This is a genomic window from Pseudomonas sp. 58 R 3 (genome assembly GCF_900006605.1).
Taxonomy (GTDB): domain Bacteria; phylum Pseudomonadota; class Gammaproteobacteria; order Pseudomonadales; family Pseudomonadaceae; genus Aquipseudomonas; species Aquipseudomonas salomonii.
In genome coordinates this window covers 77294-91856 of sequence record NZ_CVTT01000072.1, presented here as the reverse complement: position 1 = coordinate 91856, position 14563 = coordinate 77294, and the positions used below count along the sequence as shown (strand labels likewise).

The 14563-nt window shown below is 59.3% G+C and carries 15 protein-coding genes and 1 pseudogene; 8 read left to right on the top strand and 8 right to left on the bottom strand.

Annotated features, from left to right (window positions below):
* The 4 genes and pseudogenes from BFP92_RS24045 to BFP92_RS31900 all read left to right on the top strand — a co-directional run.
* Positions 1-581 (top strand): annotated as a pseudogene (locus BFP92_RS24045) (hypothetical protein); the annotation flags it as partial.
* A gap of 67 nt (positions 582-648) precedes the next feature.
* Complete coding sequence (locus tag BFP92_RS24040; RefSeq protein ID WP_065931420.1) at positions 649-2274, top strand: hypothetical protein; 1626 nt, start codon at positions 649-651, stop codon at positions 2272-2274.
* 2 nt (positions 2275-2276) lie between these two features.
* Positions 2277-2573, top strand: coding sequence for a YkgJ family cysteine cluster protein (locus BFP92_RS24035; protein ID WP_139114112.1), 297 nt, complete (start codon positions 2277-2279; stop codon positions 2571-2573).
* A 142-nt stretch (positions 2574-2715) separates the two neighbouring features.
* Complete coding sequence (locus tag BFP92_RS31900) at positions 2716-3963, top strand: hypothetical protein (RefSeq protein WP_177343874.1); 1248 nt, start codon at positions 2716-2718, stop codon at positions 3961-3963.
* Positions 3964-4004: 41 nt separating this feature from the next.
* Here BFP92_RS31900 and BFP92_RS24025 read toward each other — a convergent pair whose 3' ends face one another.
* Positions 4005-4880, bottom strand: a complete 876-nt coding sequence (locus tag BFP92_RS24025; RefSeq protein ID WP_065931418.1) for a helix-turn-helix transcriptional regulator — start codon at positions 4878-4880, stop codon at positions 4005-4007.
* Between the two features lie 119 nt (positions 4881-4999).
* Here BFP92_RS24025 and BFP92_RS24020 point away from each other — a divergent pair, with 119 nt between their 5' ends.
* Positions 5000-5275, top strand: a complete 276-nt coding sequence (locus tag BFP92_RS24020) for a hypothetical protein (protein ID WP_065931417.1) — start codon at positions 5000-5002, stop codon at positions 5273-5275.
* A gap of 16 nt (positions 5276-5291) precedes the next feature.
* Here the strand turns inward: BFP92_RS24020 and BFP92_RS24015 are convergent, their stop codons facing one another.
* The 3 genes from BFP92_RS24015 to BFP92_RS24005 all read right to left on the bottom strand — a co-directional run bounded on the left by BFP92_RS24015 (position 5292) and on the right by BFP92_RS24005 (position 7083).
* Positions 5292-5582: a DUF3144 domain-containing protein gene (locus BFP92_RS24015; RefSeq protein WP_065931416.1), complete on the bottom strand. Its 291-nt coding sequence runs from the start codon at positions 5580-5582 to the stop codon at positions 5292-5294.
* 81 nt (positions 5583-5663) lie between these two features.
* Positions 5664-6359 carry a tRNA (adenine(22)-N(1))-methyltransferase gene (locus BFP92_RS24010; protein WP_065931415.1) on the bottom strand — a complete coding sequence of 232 codons (696 nt, stop codon included), beginning with the start codon at positions 6357-6359 and terminating at the stop codon, positions 5664-5666.
* A gap of 13 nt (positions 6360-6372) precedes the next feature.
* Positions 6373-7083, bottom strand: a complete 711-nt coding sequence (locus tag BFP92_RS24005; RefSeq protein WP_065931414.1) for a FadR/GntR family transcriptional regulator — start codon at positions 7081-7083, stop codon at positions 6373-6375.
* A 351-nt stretch (positions 7084-7434) separates the two neighbouring features.
* Between BFP92_RS24005 and BFP92_RS24000 the strand changes: the two genes are divergently transcribed.
* Both BFP92_RS24000 and gudD read left to right on the top strand, forming a co-directional pair.
* Positions 7435-8796 (top strand): MFS transporter, encoded by a 1362-nt coding sequence (locus BFP92_RS24000; protein ID WP_065931413.1) that lies wholly within the window; start codon positions 7435-7437, stop codon positions 8794-8796.
* Between the two features lie 19 nt (positions 8797-8815).
* Positions 8816-10141, top strand: a complete 1326-nt coding sequence (gene gudD / locus BFP92_RS23995; protein WP_065931412.1) for a glucarate dehydratase — start codon at positions 8816-8818, stop codon at positions 10139-10141.
* Here the strand turns inward: gudD and BFP92_RS23990 are convergent.
* The 4 genes from BFP92_RS23990 to BFP92_RS23975 all read right to left on the bottom strand — a co-directional run bounded on the left by BFP92_RS23990 (position 10110) and on the right by BFP92_RS23975 (position 12935).
* Positions 10110-11060, bottom strand: a complete 951-nt coding sequence (locus BFP92_RS23990; protein ID WP_065931411.1) for a DHH family phosphoesterase — start codon at positions 11058-11060, stop codon at positions 10110-10112. The genes gudD and BFP92_RS23990 overlap by 32 nt on opposite strands.
* A 134-nt stretch (positions 11061-11194) precedes the next feature.
* The gene (locus BFP92_RS23985) at positions 11195-11569 is read right to left on the bottom strand and encodes an addiction module antidote protein (protein WP_065931410.1); all 375 of its coding nucleotides are present in this window, start codon (positions 11567-11569) and stop codon (positions 11195-11197) included.
* Position 11570: 1 nt separating this feature from the next.
* The gene (locus BFP92_RS23980; RefSeq protein WP_065931409.1) at positions 11571-11873 is read right to left on the bottom strand and encodes a type II toxin-antitoxin system RelE/ParE family toxin; all 303 of its coding nucleotides are present in this window, start codon (positions 11871-11873) and stop codon (positions 11571-11573) included.
* A gap of 138 nt (positions 11874-12011) precedes the next feature.
* Positions 12012-12935, bottom strand: coding sequence for an ABC transporter substrate-binding protein (locus tag BFP92_RS23975; RefSeq protein WP_065931408.1), 924 nt, complete (start codon positions 12933-12935; stop codon positions 12012-12014).
* Between the two features lie 273 nt (positions 12936-13208).
* Between BFP92_RS23975 and BFP92_RS23970 the strand changes: the two genes are divergently transcribed.
* Positions 13209-14450, top strand: coding sequence for an acyl-CoA dehydrogenase family protein (locus tag BFP92_RS23970; protein ID WP_065931407.1), 1242 nt, complete (start codon positions 13209-13211; stop codon positions 14448-14450).
* The last annotated feature ends 113 nt before the right edge of the window (positions 14451-14563 follow it).

Genomic DNA, 14563 nt, shown 5'->3' with positions numbered 1-14563 from the left:
TGGCAACCGGCGGCCTGGGCATGGCGGGCGGGACCGCGATTCTCGGTGCCGCCGTTGCCGGGCCGGTACTGGCCATTGCCGGATGGGCTTACGACAGCCACGGTGAAGAGGCCCTCAAAAACGCGCGCAAGGCCAGCCGCGAAGTGGATCAAGCCATTGAAAAACTGGTCAAGGCAATCGAGCACCTTGATGCTACCGAAACCTATGTCCACAGCATCTGGACCACGCTGATCGCGCTGTTCGAACAGTTCAACCAGTACTTCGAAAGCCTCAAAAGCATCAACAGCGTCATTGAGGATGCAAAAAGCCGCAACGCCGACGGCCAGGCTGAGTTAAAGCGCTTTGGCGAAACCATCATGCTGACCATCCAGAATGGCTTCGCCTTGGCGTCCATCCTGGTCAACGTGATCACCACGCCGATCTTCAAAGTCAAAAAGGTCGACGGCAAGCCCGTGCTGAACGAGCAAGGCGTGCCAGAGATGGAGACGGACGCCCACGGTTCCATGATGTTGAACAGCACCCAGTTGGACGAGGTACTGAGCAACGCCGACGCCCAAGCGCAAAACTTCAAGAAGGCTTGATGCGATCAAGGGGGAGCGCACAGCGCTCCCCTTTCATCACTCCCCCTCGTTTGTCATGGATGCCATCATGCACGCCGCCGCGCAGGATTTCCCTTGGGCCGAAGAGCTCGAGAACACCGTTGTCACCAGTCTGGTTACCAGCTTTGGCCTGGACTTTCTTCTTTTCAAGGACAAGCGCGGGGGTGAAGTCGACACCGTGCACAATGTTCGCGCAGGTATTTGGGCCACAGAGGCCGAACAGCAGCGGTACGAGCAGGAAAAAAAACACTACGACTCGACGCTTTATCACTCAGACCCAAATTACAAAGCGACTGGCCTGAAAGACAAGCTCAGTCAGCAGGCAGGCACGCTGCATGACCCCTACCGTAATGTCGTCATGGGCAAGGGCGAGTCGAGAAACCTTGATCACGTCATCAGCGCCAATGAGATCCACGGCGATGCAGGGCGCATCCTCGCCGGGCTTGATGGTGTGGCAATGGCCAACCAAAGCAGCAACCTGCAATCGACCCAGGAAACGGTCAACAAGTCGAAGAAACAGTCATCCATCAATGACTACCTGAACCATTTGCCGAACCTCATCACCGGCCATGAAAAAGACCTGGCCAGAGACCGCAAACGCCTTGAAACCATGCCACGCGGTACACCTGAGCAACAACACAAGGCACGCGTACTCGCGGATAACATCCGCAAGAGCGAAGACAAGATCCGCGAGCTCAAAGCCATCGACCCCAATGAAATGCGTAAACGCGACAACGCCGCCCGCGCGCCCTACGAGCAACAAATCAACTACACGTATTACACCAGCAGCAAATTCCTGCACCAGACGGCCGCCGCATCCGGCGTAGCCGGGCTGAACATGGGCACGCGCCAAATGCTCGGCTTGGTGATGGCAGAGGTCTGGTTTGAACTGCGCGACCAACTGCCTACCCTGCTCGACAAGATCAAGCACAACTTCAGCTTCGAAAATTTCATCGACAGCATCAGCCGCACGCTCCAAGGTATCTGGCAACGGGTGCAAGCGCGCTTCAATGAGTTTCTGATTGCCTTCAAGGACGGTGTGTTCGCAGGCATTCTGGGCAGTCTCACAGCGACGCTGTTCAACATCCTGGCAACCACGCAGTTAATGGCGATCAAGATCATTCGCGAGGTCTGGGGCCAGTTGGTCAAAGCCATCAAGTTGCTGATTTTCAACCCAGACCAACTGGCGTTTGTTGATCTTTGCCAAGCGGTGATTTCATTGATGTCGCTGGGCTCCGCCACCGTGGTCGGTTCACTGGCCTATGCGCAACTGCTGCCACTGTGCAATTTCCCGTTTGGCAGTGAACTGGCGGCCTTTGCCAGTGCGCTGGTCACAGGCGTGGTGACCCTGGGGCTCAACTATTTCATGCTGCACAGTAGCGTGGCGAAAAAGCTCTGGGCGTTTATCGAGTCGGTCATGCCACATGCCGGTTTGGTTCGGGACTTTCAGGCGATCAACCTTGAGCTCGACCGCTACCTGGCCGAGCTGAGCCAGCTGGAATTCAACCTGGACGCCGATGAACTGGCAGAGTTCGCCGAAGAACTGATGGCCTGTAACAACGAGTTGCAACGCAACGTCGTGCTCAGCCACGAACTGGCCAGGCGCAATGTCGATGTGCCCTTTGAAATGGGAAATGCCGACAGTACGCGCCAATGGCTGGCATCGTTGATCTGAATATGCAGGCCTTTCCCTGTACCCAATGCGGGCTGTGTTGCCGCAATGTGCACCTGGCGCCCGAAACCCGCTATCTCGATCGCGGTGACGGCGCCTGCAAGCACTACAGCGAGGCTGACAAGGGTTGTTCGGTGTATGCCGAGCGGCCCGATATCTGCCGGGTCGACCGCCAATATGAACTCAACTATGCCGGCCTGCATACCTGGGATGAATTCGTGGCGCTGAACCTTCAGGTTTGCCGTTCGCTGCAAGAGCAGGCGCAGCCCGTTCGGTGGGCCGCCGAAGCGACGCCTCTGTAGCCACCTCACACTTTCCCCTATTACCTGCATCAAGGAACGGGACATGCATCGCGATCAATACCTGGGCAAAAGCGCGCCTGTTAACAGCTCTGTCGTTCAGGATTTTGTCGATTGGCTAGCGACGCACCTGTACGACACCGCGTTGTTTGCGCACCAATACACCGATCGTCGCAGCAACCGCATCCACTCATTCAGCGGCCTGTACGACGCCTGCAAGCACTATCACTGGCCACACCAAGGCGCGCTGGGCACCCCTGCTGGCGTCTGCCTCACCAGCAGTGATGTAACGCTGAAGGCGCTGGGGAATGCGTTGAAAAGCGGCCTCGCGCGAAAGAGCGCCCCCTGCACGCTAATAGCGGCCTCAGGCATCATGAAGTGGGGCGGCGTTTCAGCGGGCAATGTGCGCTGGCTCACCAACCACAGCAGCGGCCTGGCCACATTGCTTGCGACAACGGCAACTGCCTTTTCCAGCAACAGCCTGGCCGATCCGGTCTTGTTGAATACGCAGCTGCGCTTCAATGCCGGCATGACCAAGGTGTACTCGTTGCTGGTCGACGACTTCATCATCTACGACAGCCGCGTCGCCGCTGCACTGGGCTGGATCGTGGTGAAATATTGCCAAGACCGAAAGCTGACAACGGTGCCCGCCGAACTGGCATTCCCCTGGGCGCCTGCCAAGGAGGGTCGCACTGTAAAGTGGCGCAAAAACCGTAACCCCGCCAAAGGCACGCTGCTGTTCCCTGCCCTCACTGGCGCGGTACAACACGCCCACTGGAACCTCAAGGCCAGCTGGATTCTGGCCGAAGTGCTGGCAAATGCCGGCGGTGGCGCGTTCACCCATGCGGGACCAATTGCGCCCTTGCGCCGACTTGAAGCGGCCTTGTTCATGATCGGCTATGACCTTCCCCACAATGGCACGTCGAACTCGCAAACGAACATGCCCGCCGAGGCTTTAACCGCCGACATGAACGAATGTTTCACGATTGCAAACCAGAAACGGTTTTTCTATGCGATTGATCAAAATGGCATTCGAATGGGCAAAGGCCGCCGCCATTCCATCGCGCAAATAAACCGCCTGCTGACGGCGCTGTGGAAAGCCTTCGGCGATCAGTCTTTTCCCCTGGCGAACAGCGCCACCAAGGTGCGTAAAGACGAGGTGCCCTACGGTATCGGCGCGGCCTATTTCGAAATAACCGAACGCAAAGGCAACCCACCGGATACCAGCGCGCTGGCTGCAGCCTTGCATGAGATAGGCGCCTTGTCCTACACCTCGCAAGGGCCGGACAATTGGTCGATCAATATTCGCCAATTAACCCTGACGCCTGACGGAACCGCCCTGGATATCAGCGCACTGATCCAGCACGAAATCGGCCAGAACGACCTGCTCTGAACCCGGCTGCGAGCGCGTCACCCGCACGCTCGCGCCGGCCCTCAGTCATACAACCAAGGCTTCAACTCTTTAAGGTTGGCGACCACGATTTGCTGCGCCTCCGGCTTGGGGTTGAGGTTCTTCGGATCAATCTGAAAGCGGTGCAACACGTACTTCACCAGGGCCTGGCGGCTGTGAATCTCGAGCTTCCCATCGACCATCCCGAAATCGGTCTGGATGATGTCCTTCTGCGCCGGGCTCAGGCGCTCATCGGGCTTGATGATCACCGCAATTGTATTGTTCCAGTCATCGTCGTCGGCAATGCCGTTGTCCGACTCGTGGTCATGCAGTTCCGGCACCCCACGCAGGCGGCTCAAGACAAAATCGCGGTAACTGCGGTTCTTCTCGCAGTACGCCCGAACATGCCAACGCATACCGGTGTAGATCAACGTGTGCGGGGCAATCGTGCGCCCTTCAGGCTCCGGGGCATTGAGTGATACGTAGTCGATATCCAAACGCAAGCGCTCGCGACAGGCCTTGAGCAAGGGCCGCAGAATTTCGGGCTTGATCGAGCGGTCCGGCACCTGCAACACCTTGGTGTGTGCATACGCCAGGGCCAGGCCTTCGACGTGGGGCATACGTGTGTGAGTCTGGTTCAGCAGGTGCAGGTAGGCAGACGCACTGTCTTCAATGAACAGCGGGGCAAAGTGTTTGCTGGGGACGTAGCCCTTGATCTGCTTGTCATATGTAAGATTTTTAGGCGCATGTTCATTGATGTAGGTGTTGATGTCCTTTGACGCCTGCTGCCTGCTGATACCGAAGCTCTGGATCAAGTGCCCCGTGGTCAGACGGCCTTCCCACCAGGCAACGGTCTCGATCAAACGATAGCGAAGTGCCAGGTCCCAGCGTACCTGCTGGAGCTTTTGTTCACGTTTCATGACCTCTCCATCTGCATGAATTGTTTACCTGTATAAGTCTACATTCTATACATGTCGCAATTCACTACATATCCTTGCCGGGTGTTAGACCCCCACGCAATAAGCAAAAGGACAGTGAAATGACAACGTTGGACGTTGTAGCGACAGGCGCCCTGCTGGTGATGACGGCAGTAGCAGTGTTGATGCTGGTTCAGTACCTGAAACTCCAGGACATCTGGCAGATGATCATCGACTGCAAGACAGCCACCCGCTGGGCAAAGATCTGGGAAATGGAAAACAAGGAACTGCGCTCGGCGCTGCGTGCCGAGAAAGAACAGGTCGACCAATTGCAAAGAAAAGTGGGGCTGATTCAGCCGCCAACGCCGGTGGATTCAAACACCACCCCCGGCCCTTGAGGCCGACCCGCAGGACCTACACGACCCGCATGTACTGACTGAAATTATTAATGTGATCATCGAGGTTATCCTCAAGCATCATCCGGTACTGGTCACAGAAATACTTCAGCATCGCCTCACGGGCCTCGGCCATCTCGGCGCCGGACTTGAAGTTGCGGGCGCTGGCCCAGGCATTGAAGCGCGTGGTACCGAACATCATTGAGGCACTGACCTCACCGAGGTTTTCACAGGTTTTGAGCTGCTCGTTGGACAGTTCGATATGCGCGTCTGCGCGGTCGTAGAAGGCTTGGTCGGTGGTCTCGGCCATGGCAGGGTTCCTGGGTCAGCAAATAAGCCCACTATTGGAGCACATCCGCGGCCGCAGAGCAGGCGTCTGCGGCGTTTTCATTCAAGCCAGCAGCGCGACAATCCAGCGTGCCTGCCGGGCAATCTCTTGCCGTTTCTGCTCCGGCACCGCCTGGCGGGCTTGCTCAAAACTCGCCAAAGTCTTGTGCTTCTGGCGCAGCATCCGCTGCCACTTGGCCAAAAACTCCGGGCTGCGGGCTTGCATTTGCAACGGGCCAAAGTACAGCTGCTCATCGGCATAGGTCACGGCGCCTGCGCGCTCGGCCACGATGATTTCGTAGTAAAAGCGGTTTTCCCGCAGCAACTCTTCGCACAGGATGCGGTAGCCGTTGTCCATCAGCCATTGGCGCAAGGGTTGCTCGCCGCCATTGGGTTGCAGGATCAGGCGTTCCTGGCCGCTGAGGTGCATCTTGCCAGTCTCGAGGATGTCGCGGATCGTCTCGCCGCCCATGCCACAGACGCTGATCGCAGTGATCCCGTCGCCCGCTTCAATCGCCGCCAGGCCATCGGCCAGGCGCACGTTGATGTGCTGCTCCAGGCCATTGTCGCGCACGGTGCGTTGGGCTGCGTGAAAGGGCGTGGTCGCCACTTCCCCCGCCACTGCGGCCGTGATCACGCCACGGCGCATCAAGGCCACCGGCAGGTAGCCGTGGTCCGAGCCGATGTCGGCCAGGTGCGCGCCGACGGGCACGTGGGCGGCCACGCGCTCCAGGCGCATGGACAATGTGTGTTCGTTCAACGGTGGTTCCTTGTCATTCCCCGGAAAACCGGTCCCGGCTGTTGGTCAGGTGCAGCACCATAGCGGCACGCGCCGCGTCCGGGTCCTGGCGTTTGATGGCATTGAAGATCGCATCATGCTCCAGGTTCGCCAACTGCCCCAGCTTGGCGAAGTCGGCACCGCCGCGTTCGACGCCCTTGACCTGGGTGCGCGGAATCATCGCATTGCCCAGGTGCAGCATGATTTCGGTGAAAAAGGTATTGCCGGTGGCCTCCGCGATCAGTTGATGAAAGCGTTTGTCCTCTTCCACACAGCTGTCGTTGCTGGCCAGCGAGGCCTGGTAATCGTCCAGCGCCTGACGCATGTGGGCGAGCTGCTCGTCGCTCCTGCGCAGCGCGGCCAGAGCCACGGCTTGCACCTCCAGGCCCAGGCGCAGCTCGAGCATGTTACGCACGCTGGCGACCGTGTCCACATGCAAGCGCAAACCTTGCTGGGCGTGTTGCGCCAGCACAAAGGTGCCGATGCCGTGACGCGTCTCCACCAGCCCCGACGCCTGCAGCTTGGAGATTGCCTCACGCACCACTGTGCGGCTCACGCCATGTTCCAGCACGATGCTGGACTCGGACGGCAACTTCTCACCGGGTTTGAGCTGGCCCAGCAGGATGCGCTGGGTCAGCGCCTCGACCACGCCTTGGGCGAGGTTATTGGAACGTTTACGCACAGGGTTTGCGCTTTCAATGGGCATCACTATGGGTCCACGGGGTTGGCTGCGGGGAGCTTAACACCCTGCCCCGAGTAGGCGCAGGCTTGATTCATAAAGCCGCCAACTTGTATGACAACTAATCTGGACGGCGCTTGAATCGCCAGCCCTTGCGAGCCGTACGTCGAGGTGAAATGTACGTTAACCCCCATCGACAAACGATCAAAACACCCAACAAACGCTAGCCAAATAACCAAAACACATACCCAATCAGCCGCCTTATAAGAACAAAAACAGTGGCAGCCACATTGCGAACCCAAGAAAAGCACTTGTATGATGTCTGGCAACAAAACACGCAAACCCGCATAAAAATAAATCAGGGGGAGTTTTTTAATTGTGAACAATTCAAGCCACGCATCTGCCGCTCCAGACAGTGATTCGGTCCTCACGCGCGCCGTGAGCAAAGTGAAGGGCCACGTGCTCCCACTGTTCGTGATCATGTTCATCCTCAACTACATCGACCGGGTCAATATCGGTTTTGTGCGCACGCACATGGAGCATGACCTGGGCATCGGCGCGGCCGCCTACGGCCTGGGCGCCGGGTTGTTTTTCATTGGCTACGCGCTGTTTGAAGTGCCCTCCAACATGCTGCTGCAAAAGGTCGGTGCGCGTATCTGGCTGACCCGCATCATGTTCACCTGGGGCATCGTCGCCACGCTGATGGCGTTTATCCAGAACGAAACCCAGTTCTACATCCTGCGCTTTCTGCTGGGCGTGGCCGAGGCGGGGTTTTTCCCGGGGGTGATCTACTACTTCACACGCTGGCTGCCCGGCGTGGAGCGCGGTAAAGCCATCGCCATCTTCCTCAGTGGCTCGGCGGTTGCGTCGCTGATCTCCGGCCCGCTCTCGGGGGCGCTGTTGCAGATAGAAGGGTTCGGGTTTCACGGCTGGCAATGGATGTTTGCCATCGAAGGCCTGGCCTCCGTGGCACTGGGCTTCTTCGTGTGGTTCTGGCTCGACTCCAAACCCCACGACGCCCAATGGCTGACCCGTGAAGAACAGGACGCGCTGGTGGGCGCCATCGACCAGGAACAGCGCGCGCGTGAGGCGCTGACCACGGTCAAACCGACCATTGCCAAGCTGCTCAAAGACCGGCAGATCCTGCTGTTCTGCGCCTTGTACTTCTGCATCCAGCTGACGATCTACGCCGCGACCTTCTGGCTGCCGAGCATCATCAAGAAGATGGGCGATTTAAGCGACGTGCAGGTCGGCTTCTTCAACTCGATCCCGTGGCTGATCTCGATCATCGCCATGTATGCCTTCGCCGCGTTGTCGGGCAAGTTCAAGTTCCAGCAAGCCTGGGTCGCCGCCGCACTGCTGATTGCCGCCGCCGGCATGTTCATGTCCACCACCGGCGGGCCAGTCTTCGCCTTTGTCGCGATCTGCTTTGCGGCCATCGGGTTCAAGTCCGCGTCCTCGCTGTTCTGGCCGATCCCACAGGGTTACCTGGATGTGCGCATCGCCGCGGCCGTGATCGCGCTGATCAACTCCATCGGCAACCTGGGCGGCTTCGTGGCCCCCACCACCTTCGGCTTTCTGGAGCAGAGCACCGGCTCGATCCAGGGCGGCCTGTATGGCCTGGCCGGCACCTCGGTGCTGGCGGCCATCCTGGTGTTTTTTGCCAAGACTTCGCCTTCTGCCGTGCTGTCACCGCCGAGCGTTGCAGCAACAGGCACCGCTATCAGCAAACCTCTTTAAGCTTACTTAGGATCCTGCCATGACCACGCCCGTCGTCACCCATTTCCACGTCATTCCCGTCGCCGGCCACGACAGCATGCTGCTGAACCTGAGCGGCGCCCATGGGCCATTTTTTACCCGCAATATCGTCATTCTCAAGGACAGTTCGGGCAACACCGGTGTCGGTGAAGTGCCCGGCGGCGAACGTATCCGCGAGACCCTGGAAGACGCCCGCAGCCTGGTGATCGGCCAACCCATCGGCCAGTACCAGCGCATACTCAACCAGATGCGCACCACCTTCGCATCAAGGGATGCCGCCGGCCGTGGCCTGCAAACCTTCGACCTGCGCATCACCATTCACGCGGTCACTGCCATGGAAGCCGCCCTGCTCGACCTGCTCGGTCAATTCCTCGAAGTGCCCATCGCCGCCCTGCTGGGCGAAGGCCAACAGCGTGACGCGGTAAAAATGCTTGGCTACCTGTTCTATGTGGGCGATCGCACGGCCACCGACCTTGCCTACCGCAACGAAGCGCAGGCCGATGATGACTGGTTCCGCCTGCGCCATGAAAAAGCCCTGACCAGCGAGGCCGTGGTGCGCCTGGCCGAAGCCGCCAAAGCCAGATACGGCTTCAACGACTTCAAACTCAAAGGCGGCGTATTGAGTGGCGATGAAGAAATCGAAGCGGTGACGGCCTTGGCCGAGCGCTTCCCGGATGCACGCATCACCCTCGACCCGAATGGCGCATGGTCCTTGAAAGAAGCCATCCGCCTGTGCCGCGACCAGCACCACGTGCTGGCCTACGCCGAAGACCCCTGTGGCGCAGAAAACGGCTACTCGGGCCGCGAAGTCATGGCTGAATTCCGCCGTGCCACCGGGCTTAAAACCGCGACCAACATGATCGCCACCGACTGGCGTGAAATGGGACACGCGATCCAGCTGCAATCGGTGGATATTCCCCTGGCCGACCCGCACTTCTGGACGATGCAAGGCTCGGTGCGCGTGGCGCAGATGTGCAATGAGTGGGGCCTGACCTGGGGTTCGCACTCCAATAACCACTTTGATATTTCCCTGGCCATGTTCACCCAGGTGGCCGCCGCCGCACCGGGCGACATCACCGCGATCGACACCCACTGGATCTGGCAGGACGGCCAACGCTTGACCAGGGAACCGCTGAAAATCGAAGGTGGCTACGTGAAGGTGCCCAGCAAACCGGGCCTGGGCGTGGAGATCGACATGGACGCCGTGGCCAAGGCCCACGAACTGTACAAAGGCATGGGCCTCGGGGCGCGGGACGACAGCGTGGCGATGCAGTTTTTGATTCCAGGCTGGGCCTTCAACAACAAACGGCCTTGCCTCGTACGGTGAGATCCGGGCTTGCGGCAGCCAGGGCCAGCTTCAGCAGCTCCTTGCGCTGCATCGCACGCCCCAGCACTGCGTGTGCACCTTGCCAGTGGACCGTCAGCAAAAGGCTCAGCTTTTGCTGGCTGGGCAAAGGCCCCGCCAGCCAATAGCTCTTGCGCTCGCGGATGCTGATGGCGTTCAACAGCCAGTCCTCACCTTGCGCCGCCAGCCATTGCTCAATGGCTGCGTGATGCCGCTGGAGCAACCCCTGGGCATCCCACACCGTCATTTGCGCGATCAGTTGCGGCAAGTTGCGCGTGGCCGTCATGTGTTTCATATCAGCCGCCAGGGCGACCTCAAGGTCGGCTTCGATCGCAGCCTGGCATTCGCTGAAATAACGCTGCGGCCAATCCGCCGTCAGCCCCGCCCGCCGCGCCAGCACCTCGTAGGCCCAGATATCCAGGGATGCAGTCATTTTGCCGGTGAAGTTCAGGGTATTGTCCAGAATCGCCGTGGCCAATAACGCCGCGCTGTGCCGGCTCATCTTCGGCAGCAGGCCGGACCTTTCCCAGCGCTGAAAAACCAGCGTTGCCGCGGCACCAATTGGGCGAATTTCGGCATCCGCACCCAGCTTCTGCGCCCAGTGGATTTCAAAGCCTGGATGGTGGTCAATCACTTGGCGTACCTGATCGAGTACCACGATCGGGTCGAAATGATGAGGGTCGGAAACATCCACCAACACGAACTCATCGTCAGCCCCGGGCCGGTAATCATCCAGCGAAGCCTTCCAGCCGAGCACACTGGCGCAGATGCTGAAATTGAGCGGCGCGCTGCTGACCGCCCGCGCTTGAATCCCCTGGTGATTGAGCAGCTCGGCGTAGGCAATGCAGCAGGCGTACGCGTCAATATCCAGGTAAGCAGAGCCTGAGGTCACTACCCTCATGATTCAATCTCCTTGAAGTACAACTCAGGCGTAGCCATGTGCCAATTGTCTATTGGCCGAGGCAAGTTCGCATCAGCGCATGACAAGACCATGACTTCAAGGAGAAAGATACTGTGAAAACTGACAGTAGATGATTACTGCCCGTTGTGCTGTGGCACTTTTTTGCTCGCGCTCACTGCAACGGGCTGCACCGTCAGCTCAACGCCTAACGCCAGCATCAGCTTCTTGATCGTTTCAAAACGTGTTTTGGAGCCCCCCTTCAGGGTTTTATACAGACTCTCGCGATTGACCCCCGCCGCCTCGGCCACTTTGTTCACACCCTGGGCCTTGGCAACCTCGGCCAGCGCCTTCATGAGGATCTGCGGGTCCTGGGACTTCATGCTTTGCGCCAGATAAGCACTGATGATTTCCGGGTTGTCGAGGAAGCGCGAAGCTTCGTAGACGCTGGTGCCGGATGTATCCAGATCGAGGATCGGCATGTCCTCGGGTTTGAATGTCGAGTTGCTCATTTCATCTACCTCTCAGGGCAACAAGAATCTCTTTTGCCCGTTGTATGCCTCTTTTTTGGTCGGTTTTATCACTGCCCCACAGCATCAGGTAGGCCGTGATGCCTGTGCGTACAAAATAAATCCTGTAGCCAGGCCCGACGAATACACGCATTTCACTCAGGCCGTCACCGGCCGACTCGCAATCGCCGAAATTGTTTTCTTCGGCGCGGTCCAGGCGAGTCAGCACCGCGGTTTTGCCCCATAGATCCTTCATACCGTCGAGCCATGTATCAAACTCCGGCGTCCTGCCGATTAAATTAGTCAAGGTCTCACCTGTAGCCTACTGGCTACTCCATACTGATGCTAGTGAATTTTTTTGTCCGGCGCCAACCGGAATAAAAAAACCTAGCTCAGCCCCGTATCAACAGGCGTTCGAGACTGTTAGCGCTTGTTACCTGCGCGTTTAAAGGGCCTGATCAAACAACGGCGTCACGTCATAGTGCCGTTTGAGCATCTGCGCATCCACCAGGAAATCCGCCGTGGCCTGGGCTTCGCTGACAATGGTCGGGGAGATCGGCAACACCTTGATCGCATCACGCTTGAACCACACCTTGGCAATCTCCGGTGCAGATTGGTTGGCCTTCGACCACGCCTGGGCATACTCATCAACGTGGCTGCTGCTCCACACCCGCGCACGGGTGAGACGCGCCACAAAATCTTTGATAATCGCGCGTTTCTGCGCCAGCGCCGGCTCATACGCAACGATGTAGGTCGGCGCGCTCATCAGGCCCTTGGCATTGCGGATCAGGGTGCTGCCCTCTTTCTCCTGCAACGACACGTAGGGTTCCCAGGTGCCGAAGGCATCGATGTCGCCCTGGCTCAGCGCCAGGCTGGCTTCGGCCGGCAGCAGGTATTTGAAGGTCACGCTGGTGCGTGGCACACCGGCCTCATCCAGGGCCTTATAGGCCAGTTGCTGGCTCCACGAACCGTTCCAGATCGCCACCGTTTTGCCTTTGAGCTCGGCCACCGAATGGATGCCTTTGCGCGCCACAATGCCTACGCCATCGAGGCTGGTCTGGGTGCTGGCGACCACCTTGACCAGCGCACCGTTGGCGGCGAGGCTGATCACCGGGGTGTCGCCGACAATGCCCACGTCCAGCGCGCCGCCGGCGACCGCCGAGGCCACCGGGGAGCCCGTGTTGAAGCGCTTGAAATCGATTTTATACGGCAAGTCTTTCAGCTCGCCGGACAGTTCCAGGACGATGCGATTGGAGAAGAACTGGTCGCCCACCGTGAGGGTTTGCGGCGCTGCCGCCCATACCGATGGGCCGTGCAGTGTCAGCGAGGCCAGGCCCAGCACGGCAAGCAAGTTACGACGATTGATCATAGGAGAAATTCACACAGTTAATGGCTGACTCAACCATCTGTGGGCGTGCAGTCTGGCAATGAGAGAGGTTTTTTTGGCGGTCGCCGAGCGTGGCGCCCGTAGAAGCTAACGCAATAAAAGCGCCGCGTTTAATACTGTTGTGCACTATCGATAGAACCGCAGCACAGTGTGTTAGCTATTTTTCGTATTAAAAATTTGCTGCCCACTGAGTTAGGGTGACGCCACCAGACCACTGGACCCCGCGCCTGAACCCCTTTCTGCAAGGTCCATTGCATGTCCACACCCATTTTGAATACCTGGGGCGCTGCGCCCTCGGCCCGTTACGAACAACTGGCCGCGCCCTTTCGCCCGTTGTTTGCGCAGATACTTGCGCAAGCTGCCGAGGCGGACCAAACACGCGCCAGCCTGGCGGCAGTCATCCAACAACTCAACGCACTGGGTTTGCCACGCTGGCGATTACCCGCCAGTTGCGGCGGGCAAGACGCGAGCTTCGCGGAGCTGCTTGCGTTGCTGACAGAGCTTTCCGCTGCCGACTCCAACATCACCCAGGCCCTGCGCGGGCATTTTGGATTTTGCGAAGACGTGCTGTGCGCCAACGACCGCGACTGGCGCGCCCGATGGCTCGACCGCCTCGGCCAGGGCGCCCTGCTTTCCCCAGGCAGCACCGAAGTCGGCAACCAGGCCCGTGGCGATTTCGGCACGCGCCTGCACCGCCACAGCGACGGCACACTGCGCATCAGCGGCAAAAAGTTCTACACCACCGGCGCGCTCTACAGTGACCTGATCAACACCGTGGCCACCGGCGAGGACGGTGTGGTGTGCAGCCTGGTGGTCGACCTCAAGGCGCCCGGCGTGCAGATCATCGACGACTGGAACGGCTTCGGCCAACGCCTCACCGCCAGCGGCACCTGCCTCTTCGACAACGCGCCGGTGGTGGATGACGATGTGCGCCCCACCACCCAACGCTTCGCCTATGGCCAATCGTTCTACCAGATCTACCACCTTGCCACCCTCGCCGGCATCGCCCGCCGCGCCGCGCTCAGTGGCGCCGCGGAACTCAGCCAGCGCGCCCGCACCTTCACCACCGGCAACGCCGACAGTGCCGCCCAGGATGTGCAGTTGCTGCAAGTGATTGGCGAAGTCGCCAGCCAGGCCTACGCCGCCCAGGCCATCACCCAACACGCGGCGCAGCGCCTGGATCAGACGGCGCAGTATGTGATTGCGCAAGACCAGCCCCTGCAGGATGACGACCCGCAGGTTGCGTTGGCGGAGTTGGAGGTGTGCCTGGCGGTCAATCCGGTGGTGGATGCGACGTTGGCGGCGACCACCGGGTTGTTTGACGCACTGGGCGCCAGTGCCACGGCCAGCAACAAAGCGCTGGACCGGCTGTGGCGCAATGCACGCACCTTGGCGAACCACAATCCGCGAGTGTACAAGTCGCGGATCGTCGGTAATTACCTGGTGAATGGCTTGCTGCCGCCGGCGCAGTGGCGTGTAGGTGTGGCCAAAACCTGACCGTCCAACCAACACAGAACCCACATTTAGGTCAGTGTAGGGTTCACGTCCTACAGCGCACACTGAAACAGCAAAGTCCGAAGCCACAGCGCCTTGCTCCCTTGCCTACGCTT